The sequence below is a fragment of the Akkermansiaceae bacterium genome (assembly GCA_019634595.1).
In the GTDB taxonomy this organism is placed as follows: domain Bacteria; phylum Verrucomicrobiota; class Verrucomicrobiia; order Verrucomicrobiales; family Akkermansiaceae; genus Luteolibacter.
Window position 1 is genome coordinate 462,944 of record JAHCBC010000003.1, and the last position, 22,891, is coordinate 485,834.

Annotated in this window: 10 protein-coding genes; 7 read left to right on the forward strand and 3 right to left on the reverse strand. The window is 65.0% G+C overall.

From position 1 onward, the window contains the following. Positions 1–43: 43 nt before the first annotated feature. From KF712_12735 to KF712_12745, 3 genes are read right to left on the reverse strand one after another with little or no spacing between them, the layout of a single operon-like run. Positions 44–2,194: a polysaccharide biosynthesis tyrosine autokinase gene (locus KF712_12735; protein MBX3741855.1), complete on the reverse strand. Its 2,151-nt coding sequence runs from the start codon at positions 2,192–2,194 to the stop codon at positions 44–46. A gap of 5 nt (positions 2,195–2,199) precedes the next feature. Next, positions 2,200–2,754: a polysaccharide export protein gene (locus KF712_12740; GenBank protein ID MBX3741856.1), complete on the reverse strand. Its 555-nt coding sequence runs from the start codon at positions 2,752–2,754 to the stop codon at positions 2,200–2,202. A gap of 14 nt (positions 2,755–2,768) precedes the next feature. Beyond that, on the reverse strand, positions 2,769–4,007 hold the full coding sequence (locus KF712_12745) for an outer membrane beta-barrel protein (GenBank protein ID MBX3741857.1): 1,239 nt from the start codon (positions 4,005–4,007) through the stop codon (positions 2,769–2,771). A 293-nt stretch (positions 4,008–4,300) separates the two neighbouring features. On the opposite strand from KF712_12745, the gene KF712_12750 reads away from it, so the two are divergent. The 7 genes from KF712_12750 to modB are packed head-to-tail and all read left to right on the forward strand — an operon-like array spanning position 4,301 to position 22,678. After that, positions 4,301–6,127, forward strand: coding sequence for a non-ribosomal peptide synthetase (locus KF712_12750; protein MBX3741858.1), 1,827 nt, complete (start codon positions 4,301–4,303; stop codon positions 6,125–6,127). Beyond that, complete coding sequence (locus tag KF712_12755) at positions 6,124–15,048, forward strand: amino acid adenylation domain-containing protein (protein MBX3741859.1); 8,925 nt, start codon at positions 6,124–6,126, stop codon at positions 15,046–15,048. The genes KF712_12750 and KF712_12755 overlap by 4 nt, the downstream gene beginning before the upstream one ends. Before the next feature lie 4 nt (positions 15,049–15,052). Continuing rightward, a complete protein-coding gene (locus KF712_12760; protein ID MBX3741860.1) occupies positions 15,053–19,015 on the forward strand; it encodes an amino acid adenylation domain-containing protein in 3,963 nt (1,320 codons plus the stop codon). Continuing rightward, positions 19,012–19,677: a 4'-phosphopantetheinyl transferase superfamily protein gene (locus KF712_12765; protein MBX3741861.1), complete on the forward strand. Its 666-nt coding sequence runs from the start codon at positions 19,012–19,014 to the stop codon at positions 19,675–19,677. Before KF712_12760 ends, KF712_12765 begins: the two co-directional genes overlap by 4 nt. A gap of 51 nt (positions 19,678–19,728) precedes the next feature. Beyond that, on the forward strand, positions 19,729–21,234 hold the full coding sequence (locus KF712_12770; GenBank protein ID MBX3741862.1) for a hypothetical protein: 1,506 nt from the start codon (positions 19,729–19,731) through the stop codon (positions 21,232–21,234). An 8-nt stretch (positions 21,235–21,242) separates the two neighbouring features. Then, positions 21,243–22,010, forward strand: coding sequence for a molybdate ABC transporter substrate-binding protein (modA, locus tag KF712_12775; GenBank protein ID MBX3741863.1), 768 nt, complete (start codon positions 21,243–21,245; stop codon positions 22,008–22,010). Beyond that, positions 22,007–22,678, forward strand: coding sequence for a molybdate ABC transporter permease subunit (modB, locus tag KF712_12780; protein MBX3741864.1), 672 nt, complete (start codon positions 22,007–22,009; stop codon positions 22,676–22,678). The genes modA and modB overlap by 4 nt, the downstream gene beginning before the upstream one ends. Positions 22,679–22,891 lie beyond the last annotated feature (213 nt).

A 22,891-nucleotide genomic window follows, 5' to 3' on the forward strand; every position in this document is an offset into this window, starting at 1 on the left:
ACGGATGAGCCTGCGGCGTTAACAACTTGGGACAGGAAAGTTTTCATGATGCCAGACCCTTTGGCGGGTCGGAACGGCGTGGTGATCCACCGCCGATGAGAGGATGGGAAGCCCGGACGGACGGCCCTGCGGTGCGGCTGTTCCGCCCGCGGGGGATCTCATTCCAGACAAATCCGACGAGGCTGCCACCGGCGGAGCGGATCATCTCCGATGCCTGGCGGAGTCCGCGGCGATGGCCGCCCTGGTCCGATACCACCAAGCAGCAGCGGTCCGCATAGCGGGCGATGACCGCGGCATCCGCCGAGTCAAGCAGCGGAGGCGTGTCGATCACCACGCGGTCGAACCAACGGTAGGCATCTTCCAGCAACGCGGCGAAGCGGGAACTGCCCAGCAGGTCGCCGGAGTCCGGACGGGGAGCGCCGGAGGAAAGCAGGTAGAGATTCTGCTGGCCGGTGGCGAAGCAGACCTCCGCAGGGGCGACATCCCCGGCGAGGAAATCCCCCAGCCCGCTGCGGCCCATATGCTCCGCACTGATGCCACCGGAACGGAGGTCCGCATCCAGCAACAAGGTGCGGTGGCCCTGGATCGCGAGTGAGGTGGCGTAGTTCAGGGCACAGAACGAGCGGCCTTCACCCGTCCGGGCACTGGCGAAAAGAATGGTGCGCGCGGTCCGCGATCCGTCATCCGGGGAAAGGATGGTCCGCAACTGGCGGAAAGCATCCGCCGCGCTGGCAGCGGGGATCCGGGCGAGCAGTGGCACACCGGCGGCACGGGCGGCCGATCCCGCATCCCTGATGCGTCCGTCCGCCAGCTCCAGTCCAACCATCAGGATCAAGCCCATGAAGAATCCGGTGCCCGCACCAAGGCCGAGTGCCACCAGCTTGCGCGGGTTGTTTGGCTTTTCCGGAGTCATCGGACGATCCTTCCAACTGAGCACGGAAGCCGGGATCGACGCACTCAGGAGCGTTTCGCGAAGGCGGGCCGCCACGGCGTCGTGAAGGGTGCGGTCGGCCTCAGCCTCGCGATCCAGCGCGCGGAAATTCTCACGCAGTCCTTCGATCTCCACGGCATCCACCTTCGCGGTGGAAAGGGCGGCCGTGAGCTTGGTTTCATTCTCCATCGCGATGCGGTATTTCTTCTCCAGCGCATCGCCCGCAGCGGCGGAGCTATCCTCCAGGTTTTTCCGAAGAAGCGCCAGCTCACTGGAAATCGCGATGTAGGTGGGGTGCTTTTCCAGATAGCGTTCCTTGATCGCGGCGAATTCCGCCTCCTTCTCCTGGATCGCGCGGACCTGTGAGATCACCTCCGTGGCCTGCTCGGAGTTACCGGCACCCGCCAGCGCGCCGGGGTCTTTCGGATCGAATTTTTTGAAGGATTCGTATTCAGCTTCCAGGCGCAGCCGCTCGGACTTCGCTTGCCCGAGTTGGGTGGTGAGCGACGTCACGTTGTCATCCGGTGCCACGGCACCCGGGGTTGCCTCCAGCCCCGGGACGCGGTGGCTCTCGCGGAACTCCTGCAGCTTGCGGGCGGAGTCATCCATCTTTCCGCGCAGGCGTTGCTCCTCGCGGGCCAGGCCTTCGCTCGCCCGGCGGGTGATCGACTGCTGGCGGTCGGCGCTCGATTTCTCGTATTCGTCAACGATGGACTGGACCAGTTCCTTCGCGCGGACCGGATTGGTGTCATCGACGGAGATGTTGATGATGCGGGTACCACGGAGCAATTCCACCCGCACCCGTTGGGCGAGGGTCTGAACGAGTTTTTCCGGACCCGTTCCGGGCGCCGCGAAATCAGGATCAGCGGCAAGTCCGTGCTCCTCGATCAACCGGAGGAAAAGGGTGGAGGATAACATCCCCTGCTCAACGGAACGCATCTGCTCCAGATCCTTCGCCTCTTCCGAGGACACCGCCTGGATATTCAGCACCTGGGGAGCCTGGGTCGCCACGTTGACCGATCCGAAAGCCCTATAAACCTTTGTCGCACCCTTGATGTAGAGCAGGGAGCACGCGATGCCAAGCGCACCGAGAACCGCCACCAGCCAGCCGCGGCGGAGCAGGAATCCGAACACACGCCCGATCTCGATCGTCGGCAGGAACGCCGCTGGATCCTGGGCAGGGGCAGCCGGGGCCGCAGGCACGGCGAGCGCACCGGCCTGACGGACGGTGAGCTGTGCATGTTGGTTGTCCCTGCGGTTCATTCGGGTCAAAAGAGGCTTTCGGGGATGGTGATGGTGTCGCCGTCGCGGAGCTGGATGTCCTCACCTTTTCCGTTGGTGATGTCCCTCAGATTCACGGAGAAGACCTGCCCGCCCCGCTTCAGGGTGACTTTCTTCTCATTGGCGATGCGGGTGGTGCCGCCCGCCAGACCGACCACCTCCACCAAGGTCAGGCGGCGGTGTGCGGGGATTTCGAAGACTCCCGGACGCTGGGCCTGGCCGAGGATGGTCACCGTCCGGCGGATGCGCGCCTCGATTGAGACGCTGACCTCCGGGCGGACAAGGTAGCCGTCCTTCAGGCGGCGGGAGATGGCAGCGGCGGCCTGGTCGGTGGTGAGGCCCTCGATCCGCACCGCACCGATGAGTGGCATCGAGATGGTGCCGTCGGAGGAAAGCTGGCCGCGGGTGGTCAGTTCATCCTCGCGGAACACACGCACCTCGACGGAATCCATCCGCCCGATGACACCGGACGTGCCTTCCCTCACCTGCGCCTGGAGAACCGGGGCGAGGAGGGTGAACAGGACTGTGAGCTTCTTCCACATGGCGTATGGCTGGGTCAGAATTTGTATTCGAGGAGGACACCCGCGCTCTGCTGGTCGTAACCGAAGCCGGCGCGGCTGGAGTCATTGCTGGAAACGCGGTAGAAAATCTCGAGGCCGAGTTCCTCGGTGAAACGATAGGAAATCGCCGGGCGGACGAACCACAGGGTGTCCTTGCCCGCGTCGCCGCCGATGCCCTCCACCTGACGGTAGGAGGCGTTCTCCACGCCGCCTTCCAGATGGGCGGTCCACTTTTCGCCGATCTTCTGCGAAACCCCGGCGGTGGCTCCGGTCAGGCGGTAGTTCTGCCCGGCGGAAAACGCGGAGGCCGTCTCGCGGCGGTAGGCGGTCAGGAAATAGTTCGTCTTCTCCGAAGGGCTCCAGTCGATGCGTCCTTCGACGACGGGGGTGACGCTGGAACCATTCGCATACTTCCGTTTTTCCGCACCTGCCTCCAGCTCGACGCGGATCTTCTCACGCGGCTGCCACTCGATCTTGCCCGTCAGGCGCTGGAACCGCTGGTCCTGCATGTCCTCCACCTCGAACCGGCCGCCACGGTAGGCGAGGCCCAGGCGGGTCTTCGGGGAATAGGCATAGCGCAGGGCCACCTCGCCGAAGGCCTCACGGGAGTCGAGCAGCACCTTGTCCGCGTACTCCGCAATGGACTGGCCGGCGGCCACCTCAAGGGCGAGCTTCTCCCTCGGAACCCAGGCGATCCTCACCACATGCTCGAAAAGCTGCCGGTCCGCCTGGCGTCCGGCATCCGGAGTCGCGTCACCGATCTTGCCGTAGGCCACGGAGTAATCCACGGCGGCCTTGTTTCCAACGATCCCGATGGCGGCCTTCGCCTCGTGGTCGATCCGGTTGTCGCCGCTGGTCCGGGCGTACACGACGCCGGTCGGCCGGTAGGCGATCTTCAGGTAGCCGCCCTCCTGGGAATCACGGTCGCCCCTGGAGTAGCCGATTTCGGGAGTCACCTTGCTGACGAAGTCCGACTTCGCGTCGTTCGCACTGAGGAAAATGTTGTCGTCGTAGGCAGCGGAGATGACCACCCCGAGATCGATCCCCTGGGACCGCGTCTCCCCCATCATCGGATCACGGGGAGCGACCAGCGGGGATGGCGGCGGATCATCGGCACGTCCCATCACCGCCGGATCGGTTACCGGAGTGAATTCTCGGGCGGTGGCCAGACCGGCGGCCATGAAAATGGCCACGGTGAGAGCCCGCCCTATGGTCTGTGGGTGAAGGGAACGCATTGTCGGGGGGAGCGACACGACGACGGTCCCTCCCATATGCCATGCATTCAAGGAGATTCAGGTTCCGAGTTAATACGTGATCACGTAATGCACGCAAACCCCTAGAGGTATATAACAAATTCAAGCATTCAGGCAGCCCGCCCGCCAATGATTTACATATCTTAACAATTAAGCAAATCAACCCAGTTATTCACCGACCGTTATTAATCATTGGATTTTCCCATTCCTTGATCCCCCACCTTTCCTGATCATCTGCCACAGGCACACCAGCGGAGCCGCGATGTGCCGAACCGATGTCCCCCTCCATCGTGAACCTTTCCCCCACCGTTTCCGAAATCTCCTCCGGGCTGACCGGGAGCATCTCCCGTCAAGCCAGCCTCTTTCCCGGCAAGACCGCCATCCGCTGCGGCGGGGAAAGCGTCACCTATGGAGAGCTGGAAAGCCGCTCGGACCAACTGGCCGCCGCCATCGCCGCTGATGGCGCCGGACGCGGGGATTTCATCGGCATCGGCCTGCCACGGTCGATCGATCTGGTGGTGGCCATCCTGGCGGTGCTGAAAGCAGGGGCGGCCTACATCCCTCTCGATCCTTCCTATCCCGCCGAGCGGATCGCCCACATGACCGCCTCCGCGAAGCTCACGCGGATCATCAGCCGCGGGGATTCCGCCGGATCCTTCAATGGTGTGCGCGTCATCCCGGTGGATGCGGCCACCGGAAATGGCGCTGTCCCCGGAGAAGCCGGAGCGGATGATTTCATCTACGCCATTTTCACGTCCGGCTCGACGGGCGTGCCGAAAGCGGCGTCCGTCTTTCACCGTGGGTTCCGGAACCTGGTCGGCTGGTATGTGGATGAACTCACGCTGGGTCCGGAGGATGTGACGCTGGTGATCAGCTCCCCCAGCTTCGACCTGACGCAGAAAAATTTCTTCGCCCCGCTGGTGACTGGCGGGACGATGATCCTGGATCACGGCGACCACTACGATATCCATCGTATTTCCACGCTGGTCCGCACGCATGGCGTCACGCTGGTGAACTGCACGCCCAGCGCATTCTACCCGCTGGTGGATGCGGCGGCGGCTTCCGCTTTCGGTGATCTTTCATCGCTCCGCTTCGCGGTGCTGGGCGGCGAGCCGATTTCCGTCCCCCGGCTGCGCGGCTGGCTGACCCACCCGTCCTGCCGGGCGGAGGTGGTGAACAGCTACGGCCCGACGGAGTGCGCGGACATCTGCGCGTTCCACCGCCTGCACGCAGGAAATCTGGACGCCTACCCTTTCGTCCCCACCGGACGTGACGTGCCCAACACCATCGTGACCATCCGCGATGAGGATCTCCGAGAACTGCCGGATGGCGAAACCGGCGAACTCTGCATCGGCGGCATCGGCGTGGGCGGAGGCTATCTCCATGATCCCGCCCGCACGGCGGAGCGTTTCACCGGCGGTATCTACCGCAGCGGCGACCTGGCCCGGCGTCTGCCGGATGGCGTGATCGAGTTCCGGGGCCGCGCCGACCACCAAGTGAAGGTGAACGGTTTCCGGATCGAGCTGGGGGAAATCGAGATCGCCCTTTCCACCCACCCCGGCGTGCGGGAGGCAGTGGTCCTTTCCGACGGGGAACGCCTCATCGCGCACGTGCAAGGAGAAGCGGACGCCCTCATCCTGCGGGAGCATCTGTCCGCGAAGCTGCCAGCCTACATGATCCCGGCGGAGTTCATTTCCACCGATGAGTTCCCGATGACGCCGAACGGAAAGGTGGACCGTAAGGCCCTCGCGCAGCCCGCACCGGAGAAAGCCGCGGCACCCGCGAACGGAACGGGCGGCACGCTGGAACGGCAGATCCTCGCCATCTGGTCGGAGCTGCTGGGGCGTTCCCTGACGGACCCGACGGCGAACTTCTTCGACCTGGGCGGCACTTCCATCCATCTTGCGGTGGTGCATGTCCGCCTCCGCGAGCTGACCGGCCGTGATCTCAACATCACGGACCTGTTCGCGCACCCGAGCGCCCGCGCGCTGGCCGCCCACCTTTCCCCGGCCTCCGCCGGGACCGACCTTTCCTCCACCCAGAACCGCGCCCGGCTCCAGCAGGCCGGTTTCTCAAGATTCCGCCGTCCCACACAGCCATGAACGATCCGCAGCAAGAGCCTGAAGCCATCGCAATCATCGGCATGTCCGGACGGTTCCCCAACGCGGGGAATCCGGAGGAATTCTGGAGCAACCTGATCTCCGGACGGGACTGCGTGACCCGCTTCGGCGACCGCACGGATGCGGAAGGCAGACGCCATGTCGGCGCGCGCAGCATCCTGGAGCAGCCCGATCTTTTCGACGCCGCCTTCTTCGGCATCTACCCGAAGGAAGCGGAACTGATGGACCCGCAGCACCGCGTCTTCCTGGAATGCGCGTGGGAGGCCCTGGAAGACGGCGGCTGCGACCCCGCCGCCTACTCCGGGATGATCGGCGTCTATGCCGGTCTGAGCCTGAACACCTACCTGCTCCACAACATCGGCGATGCGGCGCATCTGGCGGAGAACTACCAGGTCGGCGAGTATCAGAAGATGCTCGGCAACGACAAGGACTTCCTGCCCGTGCGCGTGTCCTACAAGCTGAACCTGCGCGGACCCAGCATGGCGATCCAGACCGCTTGCTCCACCTCGCTGGTGGCCATCTGCCAGGCGGCGACCGCGCTGCTCACCTACCAGACCGACCTCGCGCTGGCGGGCGGTGTTTCCGTCAGCTTTCCGCAGGAACGCCACTACCTTTTCACGGAGGAAGGCATGGTCTCGCCCGACGGAACCTGCCGCGCCTTTGACGCGCAGGCGGCGGGCACCGTGTTCGGCCACGGCTGCGGCGTGGTCTTGCTGAAACGCCTGAGCGAAGCAGTTGCGGACGGGGACCCCATCCTTGCCGTGATCAAGGGCTGGGCGGTGAACAACGACGGTTCCGACAAGATCGGCTTCGCCGCTCCGGGAGTGAACGCACAGGCGGAGGTCATCGCCATGGCGCAGGCCGCCGCGGGAGTGAACCCATGGGACATTTCCTACGTCGAGGCCCACGGCACCGGCACGCCCCTGGGCGATCCCATCGAAGTGGCGGCGCTCACCAAAGCCTTCCGTGACGGAGGTGCCACGGCCAACCAGTTCTGTGCGCTGGGCACCGGCAAGACCCACATCGGCCATCTCGATGTCGCCGCCGGGGTGACGGGCCTGATCAAGACGATCCTCCAGTTCCGCCATGGAAAGATCCCCGCGCTGCTCCATTTCCAGTCGCCCAATCCGCACATCGACTTCGCGGGCAGCCCCTTCTCCCCCGTTTCATCGGACCGCGAATGGGCTGGCGGAAATGCCCCGCGGATCGCCGGGGTCAGTGCGTTCGGCGTGGGTGGCACCAACGCCCACGTGGTCGTGCAGGAACCACCAGCCGCCGCACGGACGACGGAGTCCTCACGCCCGGTGCTGCTGACGCTTTCCGCGAAAACCGAAGCCTCGCTCGACCTCGCCGCCAAACAGTTGGCGGAGCACCTTGAGACCCACTGCCCATCGCTTTCCGATACCGGCTTCACACTCACCACCGCACGCCGTGCATTTCCCGTGCGGCGTTCCGTCGCCGCGGAAAATCTGGAGGACGCGTTTGCGAAACTCCGCTCCTCCAGCGGTGCGACCACGGTTTCCGGAGAAGGAAAGAAGATCGCCTTCCTCTTCCCCGGACAGGGTTCCCAATACGGCGGCATGACCCGGGGAGCCTATGACTCCGAGCCGGTCTTCCGTGCCGCGATGGACGAGTGCGCGACCCTCCTTTCCGGGCTCATCCATGAGGACATCCGCACCATTCTCTATCCATCCGCAGGGCAGGAGGAATCCACGCTCGCCCGGCTGGACCAGACGGCCATCACCCAGCCGTGCATCTTCGCGGTGGAGTATTCGCTCGCGCGGCTTTTCATGTCCTGGGGCATCCAGCCTTCGCTGCTCATCGGCCACAGCATCGGTGAGTATGTGGCGGCGGTGCTGGCGGGCACCTTCACCCTGCGGGACGCGCTGCAGCTTCTCTCCCGGCGCGCCTCGCTGATGCAGGATCTGCCGGGCGGCTCCATGCTGGCCGTCCGTGCCGGTGCGGATGAGATCACCCTGCCCGGAGGCATCGACCTCGCGGCGGTGAACAGCCCGAAGCTCTGCACGGTCTCCGGAGAAAGCGGGGCCATCCTCGGTTTCCAGCAATCACTCGAAGCTTCCGGAATCGCCTCCCGTGTGCTGAAAACATCCCATGCCTTCCACTCCGCCGCGATGGAGCCGATCACCGGCGTGTTCCGCGACGAGGCATCCCGCATCCATGCGAATGCACCGGCCATCCCGTGGATCTCCACCTGCACTGGCGGCCTTATCGACGCCTCCGTGGTTGGCGATCCATCCTACTGGTCGCGCCAACTCCGCCAGCCGGTGCTTTTCTCGGACGCACTGGCGACGGCGTTCTCATCGGGTGATTACATCTTCCTGGAAATCGGCCCCGGCCAGGCGCTCGCCCAGTTCGCCCGCCAGCATCCGCAGCGCGGGAGCAGCCCCGTCATTGCCAGCCTCCCGTCCTCCACGGAAGACGCCGGTGACCTCCATGCCGCGCTCGGCGGATTGTGGAGCCACGGCGTCACGCCGGACTGGACCGCCTACTATGGGAACGAAAAGCGCGCGCGCATCCACCTTCCCACCTACGCTTTCGACCGGAAGAGTTTCTGGATCGACAACTCGGCGCGTGCCGCCGCTGTGAATCCCGCACCTGTTCCGCAACCGCTTTCCGCATCCCTCCCCACCCCCACGCCCATGACCCTTCCCGATCCCAGCGAGAAACTCCGCGCTCTGATCCTCGAGCTTTCCGGCGTGCCGGTTGAGGACGACTCGGCGACTTTCACGGAACTCGGCTTCGATTCACTGTTCCTCACCCAGGCCAGCCAGGCGATCCACTCCGCGTTCGGGGTGAAGATCACCTTCCGCCAGATGCTGGGTGAACTTTCATCCGTGGCGTCGATCTCGAAACACATCCAGGAGGTGGCACCGCAGCCGTTGCAAGCGGCGGCACCTGCGTCCGCTCCAGCCGCGGCTCCGCTTTCCATCCCCACCAGCGGCGGCAGCGATCTGGAGAACGCGCTCAACAACCAGATCGCGCTGATCCAGAACCTCATCGCCCAGCAACGGACACAGCAACCGGCTGTGGCTCCGGCGGGCAACCTCACGCCGGTGAAATGGCCGGAACGTTTCCCACGGTCCGGCGCGGCGGCCAACGCGCGGTTCGGCCCCTACAAGCCGATCGAGAAAGGCGAGAACGGCGGACTCACCCAGCAGCAGCAAAAAGGCCTGCTGGAACTGACCTCCCGCTACGTCCGCAAGACCCCGGGATCGAAGGTCTATGCCGCGGAGCACCGCGCCCACTACGCGGACCCGCGCGCGGTGGCGGGCTTCAAGTCTCTGTGGAAGGAAATGGTCTATCCCATCGTCTCCGCGCGCTCGAAGGGCGGCAGGATCTGGGACATCGATGGCAACGAATACGTCGATATCACCATGGGCTTCGGCACCTATTTCTTCGGCCACTCCCCGGACTGGCTGATCCCCGCAATCGAGGAGCAACTGAAGACAGGCATCGAGATCGGGCCGCAGTCGCCCATCGCCGGGAAGCTCGCAGCATCCATCGCGGAGCTGACGAACATGGACCGCGTGACGTTCTGCAACACCGGCTCCGAGGCGGTGATGGCGGCCATGCGCCTCGCCCGCACGATCACCGGACGCCAACGGATCGCCTATTTCACAGGCGATTACCACGGCATGTTCGAGGAAGTGCTGGTCCGCGGTGCATGGGTGGACGGCATTTACAAGGCGCAGCCCATCGCTCCCGGCATCCCGCAGTCGCTGGTGGAGAACATGCTGGTGCTGGACTACGCGGACCCGGCCTCCCTTGAGATCCTGAAAGCGCATGCGCATGAGCTGGCGGCGGTGATGGTGGAGCCGGTGCAGAGCCGCGCCCCCGGCCTGCAGCCGCGCGACTTCATGCACCAGGTGCGTGCCATCACGAAGGAAGCGGGCACGGCCCTCATCTTCGACGAGGTGGTCACCGGCTTCCGTTGCCATCCGGGCGGCGCACAGGCCTACTTCGGCGTGGAGGCGGACCTGGCCACCTATGGCAAGGTCGTCGGCGGCGGCATGCCCATCGGTGTGCTCGCCGGAAAGCGGGAATACATGGACGCGCTCGACGGCGGTGCATGGAACTACGGTGATGATAGTTTCCCGGAGGTGGGCGTGACCTTCTTCGCCGGCACCTTCGTGCGCCACCCGCTGGCACTGGCCGCGGCATCGCGCGTGATCGAGCACCTCAAGGGCGAAGGCCCGCGCCTGCAGATCGAGGTGGAGGAACGGGTCGCCCGCTTCTGCCGCACGCTCAACGATTACTTCGCCGCCATCGGCGTGCCGATCCGCATCCCGCACTTCAGCGCGCACGCGGTGATCGAGCACGCGCCGGACCTGAAGTATGCCAGCCTGCTGTGGTATTTCCTGCGGGAAAAAGGCGTGCACATCTGGGAAGGCAGGCCGCTTTATTTCACCAGCGCCCATACGGACGCGGACCTGGACCACATGGTCACGGCGTTCGTGGAAGCGGTCCACGAGATGCAGGCCGCCGGATTCCTGCCTGCATCCACCACCACGGACGTGCGGCCTCCCGCCCGATTCCCGCGCTCGGACTCCGCACCGACGACCGAGGCCCAGCGCGAAATCTTCCACGCGGTGCAGATGGGCGACGAAGCGAACTGCTCCTTCAACGAGTCCAACATCATCCGCCTCTCCGGTGAACTGGATGTGCCCGCCCTGAAAGCCGCGCTCGCTGACATCGTGGCGCGTCATCCCGCCCTTCGCAGCACCATCTCCGGCGATGGCTCCACGCAGTTCTTCCATCCGTCCGCAAAAACGGTGGAGGTCATCGAGCACAACTTCGCCGGTCCCGGCGGCGCGGAATCCCGCTCCGCCACGCTGCCGCTCAGCCTGCTGAAGGAAGCGGAAAGCTCAACCCCCTTCGACCTCACCAACGGTCCGCTGGTGAGGTTCCAACTGGTCCACCTTTCGTCCGTCCGCCACGAACTGATCTTCACCGCGCACCACCTCATCTGTGACGGCTGGTCGTTCGGCATGATCATCGCGGAGCTGGGCGCAGCCTACAACGCGCGGAAGGCAGGCCGCCTGCCGATGCTGGCACCGGCCATGTCTTTCGCCGACTACGCACGGATGGAGGTGTCACAGCACCTCTCCAGCGAAAGGGACACCGCTGAGGCCTTCTGGATCGACAAGTTCTCCGAACCCGCGCCGGTGCTGGAACTCCCGACCGACCACCCGCGCCCGCTGATGAAGAGCTACCGCGGCTCGATGGAGGCCATCACCCTCTGCGGCGACCGTTACGCCCGGCTGAAGAAAGCCGCGCCGAAGCTGGGAGGCACCCTTTTCGCCACGCTGCTTTCCTCCTTCGCCACGCTGCTCCACCGCCTGACCACGCAGGAGGACATCGTCATCGGCGTGCCGGCCGCGGGCCAGACCCGCATCGACCGGGACGAACTGATCGGCCATTGTCTCAACTTCCTGCCGCTCCGTCTGAAGCCCGCCACCGCCACTCCGTTCGACCGGTTCGCGGCGGAGGTGAAGGAGCAGGTGCTGGAGGCCTACGACCACCAGAACTACACCTTCGGCAGCCTGCTGCGGAAGATCCGCATCACCCGCGACACCAGCCGCGTGCCGCTGGTTTCCGTCATCTTCAACATCGACAAGACGGGCATCGACCACGTGAAGTTCGATGGCCTGGAGGTCGATGTTTCCACCAATCCGAAGCAGTTCGTGAACTTCGACCTGTTCTTCAACCTCATCCAGACGGACGACAAGCTGGTGGTGGAGTGCGAATACAACACGGACCTCCACGACCGCACCACCATCCTCGGTTGGCTGGCCGCCTATGAGCAACTGATCGAGTCCGCCATCAGCGACCATTCCGCGGCGCTGGGTGAACTGGAGATCGTCGGCGGGGACGAGCGCCGCAAGCTGCTGGAGGATTGGAACGCCACCGACGCCCCGCTGCCGGCGCAGGCGTCCATCCACCAGATGATCGAGGAACAGGTGGACCGCACGCCGGACGCGATCGCCCTCCGTGCGTATGGCAGGACATTCACCTACGGCCAACTGGACGGCCACGCCAACGCACTGGCCAAGACGCTGCGCGAGAACGGAGCGACCCGCGACACGCTCGTCGGCGTCTGCGCGGAACGCTCGCCGGAGATGCTCGTCGCCATCCTGGCGGTGCTGAAATCCGGCGCCGCCTACGTGCCCATTGATCCGAAATATCCCGCGGAGCGCATCGCCTACATCCTCCAGGACTCGAAGGCACCGCTGCTGCTGACCCAGCGCGCGCTTTCCGGATCGCTGCCAGCGCAGGAGCAGACGCGGACGCTTTTCATCGACGACGCGCTCACGCAATCCGCGTGGAGGGACGCATCCGGCACCCAACCTGCGGACCTCGCCTACGTCATCTACACCTCCGGCTCCACCGGCCAACCGAAGGGCGTGGCGATCGAGCACCGCAACGCGACCACCTTCATCGACTGGGCAAAGTCGGTCCACACCGCGGAGGAACTGAGCGGCGTTCTTTTCTCCACCTCCATCTGCTTCGACCTCTCGGTCTTCGAGATGTTCGTGACGCTGTCCTCCGGCGGCTCGGTGATTCTGGCGGCCAATGCGCTGGATCTGAAAAACCACCCTCATCTGGCGGACATCACGCTCATCAACACAGTCCCCTCCGCCATCAGCGAACTGGTGGACGCGAAGCTGGTGCCGCCATCCGTCAAGGTGGTCAACCTGGCGGGCGAGGCGCTGCCGACCGCACTGGTGGACCGCATCTACCGGGAAACCTCCGTGGCGAAGGTCCATGATCTCTACGGCCCGTCCGAAGACACGACCTACTCCACCTACACGCTGCGCAAGGCGGGTGAAATCGCCAGCATCGGCCGGCCGATCTCCAACACCCGTGCCTATGTGCTGGACCCGAACGGAAAGCTGCTGCCTCCCGGCGTGCCCGGAGAGCTGCACCTCGGCGGCGCGGGACTGGCCCGCGGCTACCTGCACCGTCCGGACCTGACGGCGGCCAAGTTCATCCGCGATCCATTTTCCACCGATCCGTCCGCCCGCCTCTACAAGACAGGGGACCTGGTGCGCCACTTCGAGAACGGCGAACTACAGTTCCTCGGCCGCCTCGACCACCAGGTGAAGCTGCGCGGCTACCGCATCGAGCTGGGGGAAATCGAGTCGCTGCTGGCATCCCATCCCTCCGTCGAACAGGCGGTGGCGACGGTGCATGAAGGAAAGATCGCCGCCTACCTCAAGACCTCCGGCAACACCACCGGGGAAGGCACCACCATCTGGGAAAGCCAGTGGAATTTGCTCTATTCCTCCGCGCTGGAACAGAGCGGTGGCGGACAGCTCGACCGGCTCGACTCGGTCATCGCAGGCTGGGCGGGGGTCGAGAACCTGGATGCCCAGGTCACGGAATGGATCGACACCACCGTCGACCGTATCCGCGGCTACGAGGGACGTCGTATTTTCGAGATCGGTTGCGGCACGGGCCAGATCCTGTCCCGCCTCGCGCCGGATGCGGAGGCCTACTGGGCGGCGGACATTTCGCAGGTCGCCATCGAGGCGTTGCGCAAAAACCACCCGCAGCCGCAGGTGAAGCTGTTCCACCGCCCGGCGGATGATTTCAGCGGCATCCCGGACGGATATTTCGACACGGTGATCATCAACTCGGTGGCGCAGTATTTCCCCTCCGCGGAATACCTCGCGGATGTCCTGGAAAAAGCCGCGCTCACCCTGCGTCCCGGCGGCAGGATCTTCCTCGGTGACATCCAGAGCAACGCCCTGCTCCCCGTCCACCACGCGGAAGCACTGGCTGCCCGCGCACCGGCCGGGACCACCAGTGGACAGCTCCGCGAAAAAGTGACCCAGCGTCTTGGCGGGGAAACCGAGCTTTCCCTGGACCCCGATTGGTTCACCCACCTCCGCGGCCAGCTTCCCTCGCTCGCCCATACGGAGATCCTGCTGCGCCGCGGCAAGGTCACCAACGAGACGAACATCTACCACTACGATGTGGTGCTGCACGTCGGGCAGGCACCGGCCCTGCTCCCCGCGCCTGCGGCGACGCCATGGAAGAACCTGAACCTGGAGCAACTGGAGGCCCTGCTGATGGACTCCTCCGAGCCGCTCCATCTCACTGGCATCCCGGACGCCCGCCTTGCCCCGGCCCTCGCCTTCCACCACGCGGTGGAACAGGGAACGGCGGATACGCCGCTGCCGCAGGCATCCCCACCCCCGACGTCCGCGGTCAGCGCGGAGGACCTCTGCGCCGTGGCGGCGAACCTGGGCTTCCGCGCCCACGTCCGCTGGCAGGGTGACGGCACCGCCGGACTGCTGGAAGCCATCCTCATCCCGAAGGCGAATGCGGCACTGCCCGCATGGCCGGAACATGCGCCGGAGAAATCCGCCGATGCCTGCGCGAACCAACCCGCCTCCGCGGGCAGCAAGGCGAACGCGGAGCTGTCCTCCATCCTCCGCGGCTATCTCGGCACCCGTCTTCCGGACTATATGATCCCGTCGTCCTTCACGGTGCTGGAAAGCCTGCCGCTGACACCCAACGGCAAGATCGACCGCAAGGCATTGCCCGCTCCCTCCCACACGGATGACACATCCTCCGCCCGCGAGATCCTGCCACCGCGCGACGAGACCGAACGCCAGCTCGTCGAGATCTGGAAGCAGGTCCTCGGCAAGGCGGACGTCGGCATCGGTGATGACATTTTCGACCTCGGCGGCGACTCGATCCTGATCTTCCAGATCACGACCCGCGCCACCCGCGCCGGTATCTCCATCACCCCCGCCCAGGTGTTCCGGCAGCGCACCATCGCCGGACTGTCATCCGTGCAATCCCCTGCGGAAGCAGATATCCCGCTTCCCATCCAGCGGGTGAACCGCGATGCTTACCGCCGGAAAAACTGACTGCATGACAGACCCGTCCACCACCGAGGAGATCCTGGCGTTCCCCGCCTCCGTCGCGCAGCAGTCATTCTGGTATCTGGAGCTGCTGGACAAGAACGTCAGCGCCTTCAACGTCCCGTTGCGCTACCGCATCGACGGTCCGCTGGACGGCGCATTGCTCGAAAAGGCGCTCCTCAACATCGCGGACCGGCACGAGATCCTGAGAACCCACTTCGAGGAGGAGGACGGCGAACTGCTGCAGGTGGTGGAAAGCACCTCATCCTTCCAGCTCACCCACGGGGACATCAGCGGGCTTCCGGAGAATGAACGGGAAGCGGAAGCGGACCGTCTCGGCGGCGTGGAGGGCAACCGCCACTTCGCCCTCGGGAAAGGCCCGTTGTTCCGTGCGGAACTCGTCCGCCTGGCACCGGAGCGCCACCATCTCCACGTCACCTTCCATCACGCCATCTTCGACGGACTCTCCATCGGCAACTTCGTCAACGAACTGCGCCACGGCTATGAGGTGTTGGTGTCCGGCAGCGCGGATGAACTGCCCCCCCTGCCGATCCAGTACGGTGACTTCAGCGTCTGGCAAAAGGAAACGCTCCCCTCCGCAGGGATCGCCAGGCAGCTCAACTGGTGGCAGGAAAAGCTCGCCGGGATGACGGAGCCGGAACTGCCCACCGACAGGCCGCGGCCGTCGCGCAAGTCATGGAAAGGCTCCATCGTCAAAGTCCCGGTACCCGCCGGGATGACGGAGAAACTCCAGGCCATCGCCAGCCGCCGGAGCGCAACCCTTTTCCACGTCCAGTTGGCGGCGTTCAAGCTCCTGCTGCACCGCTACACCGGGGCCACGGACATCCCCGTCGGCACGCCTGTCAGCGGGCGCACGCGCGGGGAACTGGAACCGTTGATCGGCGTTTTCATCAACTCGCTGATCCTGCGGAGCGACCTTTCCGGGGATCCCACCTTCGACGAACTGCTCGGGCGCGTGCGTGACACCGCCGTCCAAGCCATCGAGCACCAGGATCTGCCTTTCGAGAACATCGTCCGCGCGCTCAAGCCGGAACGGGACCCGGGCCGCAATCCGCTGTTCCAGATCAATTTCAGCCAGGACCGTTTCTCACCGAAGCCGGTGCGCTCCGGTCCGCTGACGATCTCCCACATTTCCTCCGCCTCCCCCGGCTGCATCTTCGACCTCCACCTGTTCATGGCGGAGCGGGACGGGGCATGGCAGGCCGGGTGCGATTTCAGCACCGACCTGTTCGACCGCTCCACGATGGAGCGGTTGCTGCAACACTACCTCCACCTCCTCGAACAGATCGCGCGGACGCCGGATGAACGGATCAGCCGGCTGGATCTGCTGACGGACACAGAGTCCTCGCGGATCCTGGACGACTGGAGCACCGCGCCTGCAGCTTACCCACGGGATGAAACCGTCGGCGGCTTGTTCCGGAGCATCGCGAAAGAGCACCCGGAGAAAACGGCGCTGATCCATGGCGACAGGCAAACGACGTATGGGGAACTGGACGGGCGGGCACGGGCCATCGCCTCGAAACTCCGGGCATCCGGCATGACACCGGGAGATCTGGTCGCTGTCATTTCGCCGCCCACCGCAGACATGATCGCGGCGCTGGTGGGCATCGCGATGGCGGGTGGAGCCTATGTGCCGCTGAATCCCGCCGACCCCGCGGAGCGCAGCAAGCTCCTGCTCGACGAATGCGGCGCGAAGTTCCTGCTGTCCGATTCGGACGAGGCCTTGCTTTCCGGCGTCACCCGCATCCCGCTCGCGGAGGCAACCTCTTCCAATGCCGTGGATGAAGTGGAATCCGGCGTGCAGGCCGGGGATGCGGCCTATCTGATGTTCACGTCCGGTTCCACCGGGACGCCGAAGGGAGTGCTGGTCCCCCACCGCGCCATCGTCCGGCTGGTGAAGAACGCGAACTTCCTGCCCATCGGGAAAGACGATGTCTTCCTCCATGCCGCGCCCGCTTCCTTCGACGCGGCCACGCTGGAGATCTGGGGGCCGCTGCTCAACGGAGCCAGCCTCGTCCTGCCGGGGGAAGGCACCAGCCTGGACCAGATCGCCTCCTGTGTCCGCGACCATGGCGTGACCGTCCTCTGGCTCACCTCCGGGCTTTTCAACCTGATGGTCGAGGAACATGCGGAGGCGCTCTCCGGCCTGAAGTTCCTCCTCGCCGGTGGTGACGTGCTTTCCATGCCGCATGTGAAGAAGGCGATGGCCGCGCTGCCGCTGACCACGCTCATCAACGGCTACGGCCCCACGGAGAACACCACCTTCACCACCTGCCACACCATCACGCGCGGGGATCTCAGCCGCGTGTCCATCCCCATCGGACGGGCGGTGTCGAACACCACCGTGTTCGTGCTGGATCCCTCCGGCATGCCGGTGCCTCCCGGCATCCCCGGTGAACTCCACACGGGCGGAGACGGTCTGGCCATCGGCTACCACCGGGACGCCGCGTTGACCGCGGAAAAGTTCATCGCCCATCCACGCTTCGGGCGGCTCTACCGGACCGGCGACCGCTGCCGCTGGACGGCGGATGGCACGTTGGAATTCATCGGCCGCACCGACCACCAGGTGAAGGTCCGCGGCTTCCGCATCGAGCCGGGTGAAATCGAAGCCGTCCTCGGTTCCCACCCGGATGTCCGGCAGGCAAAGGTCGCCGTGCGGGGTAGCGACTCCGGATCGAAGCGCATCCTCGCCTGGATCCAGCCCGCGCCGGGCGCCAGCCCCACACCCGCCGTCCTCCGGGCCTACCTTGCCGGTGTGCTGCCCGCTTTCATGTGCCCGGACGCCATCGGCATCATCGACCGTTTCCCGATCACCGCCAACGGCAAGATCGACAGCCGCGCGCTCGCTGATCCACAGGCGGAGAAACAACCGGCGAAGGAACATGCGCCTCCCACGGGCGAAACGGAGCAGCGGCTCGCCCGCATCTGGAGTGACCTGCTGGGCATCCCGGACATCAGCCGCAATGATGAGTTCTTCGCGCTGGGCGGCCACTCGCTCATGGCCCTGCGGATGTTTTCCCGCCTCAACCGGGAGTTCGACCGCAGCCTGCCGCTTTCCGCCCTCATCAGCCATCCGACGGTGGGCGAACTGGCGCTCCTGCTGGAACCGGACCGCCCGGCACCACTTCCTGAAAAACAGGGCACCGGCCTGCTGGTGCCGCTTTCCCCGGAAGGGACGCAACCTCCCCTGATCTGCATCCACGGAGGTGACGGCGGCGTGTTGTTCTACCGGGAGCTGGCGGCACTGCTCCCCGCCGACCTTCCCGTCTATGCCATCGAGTCAACGGAGCTGAGCAACAGCGGCCCCATCACTCCCATGAGCATCGGGGAAACCGCCGCCGCCTACATGCAGACGTTGCTCTCCGCCCATCCGCAGGGTCCGTTCCGGCTCGCGGGCTACTCCTTCGGCGGTGTGGTGGCCCACGAGATGGCCTGCCTGCTGCTGGAGAAAGGGCACCAGGTGGACTTCCTCGGCCTGCTGGACACGCACAATCCCGCCGCGCCGCATGTGGAAAACAACATCCCCAGGCGCATCGCCACGTTCTGGAAAAACAACAGCGACACCCCGCTCGCGCCGCGGGTGGTGAAGCTGGCCGCACGCTTCGCGGATGGTGTCGCCACCAACCGGAGGGTGAGGAAAGAGGAAGAGGAGGCCGCCTCCACACCCGCCGAAGCCCACGGCGACCTCCGCCGCGTGCAGGTGCGGCAGGAGAACTGGCGGGCGATGCAGGCCTACCAGCCCCGGCCCTTTGCCGGAAAAATCAGCCTCTTCCGGGCGAAGGAACAGGGCGACAACATCGAGTGGCCGGAGGACTACGGCTGGCGGGAACATGCCTTGGGCGGCTTCGAGATCGTCCCCGTTTCCGGCAAGCACCTCACCTTGTTCGACCCCGGGAACGTCCGCCATCTGGCGGAAAAGCTCGCTCCAAGGATATCCGCCAAAAGGGGATGACGATCCACATCCACGTCCTCCATCCCGGAGAGATCCGGGCGGACATCCGCTCCCTCGATGACGGGGAAAAGGCACGCGCCGCCGCCTTCCGCTTCGAAACGGACGCGCGCCACTGGACCGCCTGCCGCAGTGGGCTGCGTGCGATTCTCGGTCAGGTCCTTTCCCTGCCACCTGCGGAGGTTCCACTGGAAACCGGCCCCGGCGGAAAGCCATGCCTGGCCGCCCCATTCGCGGACACGCATTTCAATCTCTCCCACTGCCGGGACCTCGCCTTGGTCGCCGTCGCGCCTTTTTCCGTGGGCATCGACGTGGAACCGGAGAGCCGCGCCCGCGACCTCCTGGGCTGTGAGGAAAGCTTCTGCCATCCGCAGGAGATCGCCGCGCTGCCGGAGGATGAATTCATGCGCGCCGTGGTCCTGTTGGAGATCTGGAATGCCAAGGAAGCCCTCCTGAAAGCCCACGGCACAGGCCTACTGACACCACCCCAATCCTTTGCGGTCGATCTCGCCGATCCTTCCGGCAGGGCGTATTTCCGCCCGGAACTCACCGCACAGCACATCCACCGGCTGATCCATCCGGCATTGCGGCACCACTCCGCCTTCATTTCATCGGAGCAGCCTGATCCCGGGATCATCTATCATACGGACTTCCAAGCCCCGTAAGGTGGACATTTGCCGGAGCTTCTGGCAAAAGGGCTGCACCGTCCGACCAACATGCCTGACCTGATCCAGTTCGAATGTCCCTCCTGCGCCTGCACCTTGCGCATCCCGATCGAACTGGCTGGGCTGGATGGCCCCTGCCCGACCTGCCAGCAGATCATCGTGGCACCGAATCCCTACACGGGCATCGGGGCGTATCTGGCCGTCGGAGTGATGGATCCGGCTCCCCAGATCCCAGTGGAACCGGTGCCTGAGCCTGAGCCTTACGTTCCCGCCTTTGCGGACCCACATCCACAACCCGTGCAGGCCGCTCCGCTGCCCCAGCCTCCGTATGAGGCAATGGAACCGGTGCCCCGCCTGCAGCCGGAGTTCGAACCGCCGTTCGATCCCTCGCCGCAGCCCGCACCAGCGATGGAGCCGGTACCCCGGCTGCAGCCACAGCCCGAACCACAGCCACAATTCGCGGAGGCGGAACACTATCCTTCGCCATCGTCGGAGAACCAACCTTTCCCGGACCGCCTGATCGCCCCGAACCGGGAGCCTTCGGAGGTTTCATCCAGCCCGCGGGCATCCCATTTTGACGACCTCTCACAAGTTCCCGCCGCCCGCAGCGGCAGCAGTAAGGGCCTCATCTTCGGCGCGCTGGCGATTCTATTGCTGGCTGGGGCGGGAGCTGCGTTTTTCCTGAAGGACGAACTGTTCCGTCCGGCCGAACTCGATGCACCACTGGCGACGCCTGCTCCCAAGATCCCGCCACCGCCTTCCATCCCGTCCCTCAACCCGCCCCTGCCCCATACGGACGAGGTGCCCACGACGAATCCCGCCCCTCCGGCTGATCCCTCCGGGAAAGCGGCAACCGAACCTCCGGCCCCGACAACCCCACCCACCGCCGAAGCCCCGCCCGCGAAGGAACCGACGAAAGTCATCACCGCCGCGGAGACCACCCTCCGTGCCTTCCTCGAAGCTCCGGACTGGGCCAGCCGCAGCACCTACGTACTGTCCCCTGAAACCATCCGTCCGAAGATGGAGGCCTACTCGAAGGACAACCCCGATGGCCCCACTCCCTTCGAATCCTTCGCCGTGAAGCATTCCCAGGTGGATGAGGAAACCGGCTCCACCCTGTTCGTCTTCCAGGTGGAGGCTCCCGGCACCCCCGGCGGCATTCCCGTCGCGATTCTTGAAACCTCGAAAGGCTGGCTGGTCGATTGGGAGTCCTTCGTCGAGTTCCGCGACGACCAGTTCAAGCACTTCACCGAAGGTCCGGTCGATCTGAAGGGCGACTTCCACCTCATCGTCACCGCTCCCCAGGGACCGCCCGGGACCGCCCAGGAAAACGAGAACTTCGCCGGGTTCACCCTCGCCCCGCCCCTGCCCGACCGGCAGCGCACCGCATTCGTCAGGAAGACCAGCCCCGCCTACCAGCAACTGAAGGAAGCCACCGCCGATGGCCGGATTTTCACCCCGGTGCTGGAAGTCGCCAAACGGAATGCGGGCGACAAGCAGAGCTACCTCGAGATCCTGTCCATCAAGGCCACCGACTGGCGGCCGACGGCAAAATAAGCCCGGCCATGAAACCTTGCCTGCCCGTCCTCCGCGTTCTGGCGGCCCTGTTCATCGCGCTCCCGGCGCTGGCCGCGGAGCTGAAAATCTCCGCCGCCGCCAGCCTGAGCGAGGCGATGACGGAAATCGCCACGCTCTACGAAAAGGAGCACGGTGAAAAACCACAGCTCAACTTCGGCGGGTCGAATGCCCTCGCCCGCCAGATCAAGGCGGGTGCGCCGTGCGACGTTTTCCTTTCCGCCGATGAAGCGACACTCAACCAGCTCCGGGAGGAAAATCTGCTGCATGAAAACTCCGTCACGAAGCTGCTCGGCAACTCGCTGGTGGTGATCACGCCGGCATCCAGTCCATTGAAGATCTCCGGGGCCGCCGACCTCGCCTCGCCTTCCATCCGGCATCTGGCGCTCGGTGATCCCGCCGCGGTTCCTGCCGGCGTGTATGCCCGCCAGTGGCTGGAAGGTCAGAAGCAATGGGACGCGGTCTCCGGCAAAGTGGTGGCGACGGAGAACGTGCGGGCCGCGCTCGCCGCGGTCGCTTCCGGCAATGCCGAAGCGGGCGTGGTCTATCAGACCGACGCGATGATCTCGAAGGAAGTCAGGATCGCCTACAAGGTTCCGGAAGATCAGACACTGCCCATCATCTATCCCGTGGCCGCCACGAAATCCTCGGCTGATCCCGGCAAGGCGATCCGCTTCATCTCCTTCCTGAGATCCGAACCCGCCCTCGCGGTCTTCGAAAAACATGGCTTCCGCACCCTGCAAGCCGGGGAGAAATGAACGCGGTGGACTTGCAGATCATCCTCTTCACGCTGGCCACCGCCGGGCTGGCGGTCGTCGCCGCGCTACCCGCAGCCACCTGGCTGGCATGGTTGCTGGCGCGGAAGGAGTGGTTCGGCAAATCCCTGGTGGAAACCATCGCCACCCTGCCGCTGGTCGTCCCCCCGGTGGCCACCGGTCTCATCCTGCTGAAGCTGCTCGGGAAAAAAGGCATGATCGGTTCCTGGCTCCACGGGAACTTCGGCATCGAGATCGTCTTCACCGCGAAGGCGGTGGTGATCGCCCTGGCGGTCATGGTTTTCCCGCTGCTGGTCCGCTCCATCCGCACCGCCTTCGAGGAGGTGCCGAGGATCTATGAGGAGGCGGGTTCGAATCTCGGGAGATCCCCCATCAAGGTCTTCTTCCTGGTCACGCTGCCGCTCGCCCGCCGCGGCATCATCGCCGGGATCCTGCTGTCATTTGCCAGGGCACTGGGGGAATTCGGAGCAACCGTGATGGTCGCGGGGTTCATTCCCGGGGTCACCGAAACACTGCCACTGGCGATCTATCGGAACGTCCAGATCGGCAACGACGCGCGCGCGCTGTGGCTGGCCGGAATTTCCGCGGGCATCGCCTTTGCCGCGATCTGGATTTCCGCCCGCCTCACCCCGCATCCGCACCGGCGCTGAAGGCCTGCCGCCAACGAAAAATGAACCCGGATTTTGAGGTATCAAACCACGGATGAACGCGGATGGACACAGATGAAGAATCATGGTGGATAGTCTGGAACGGCGGTTAAAATTTCTTCATGAATCCGTGTCCATCCGCGTCCATCCGTGGTTGAATTTGATCCGGTTAGAAGAAAGTCCTCCGTCAACCGGAACACATTTTCTTGAAACGCG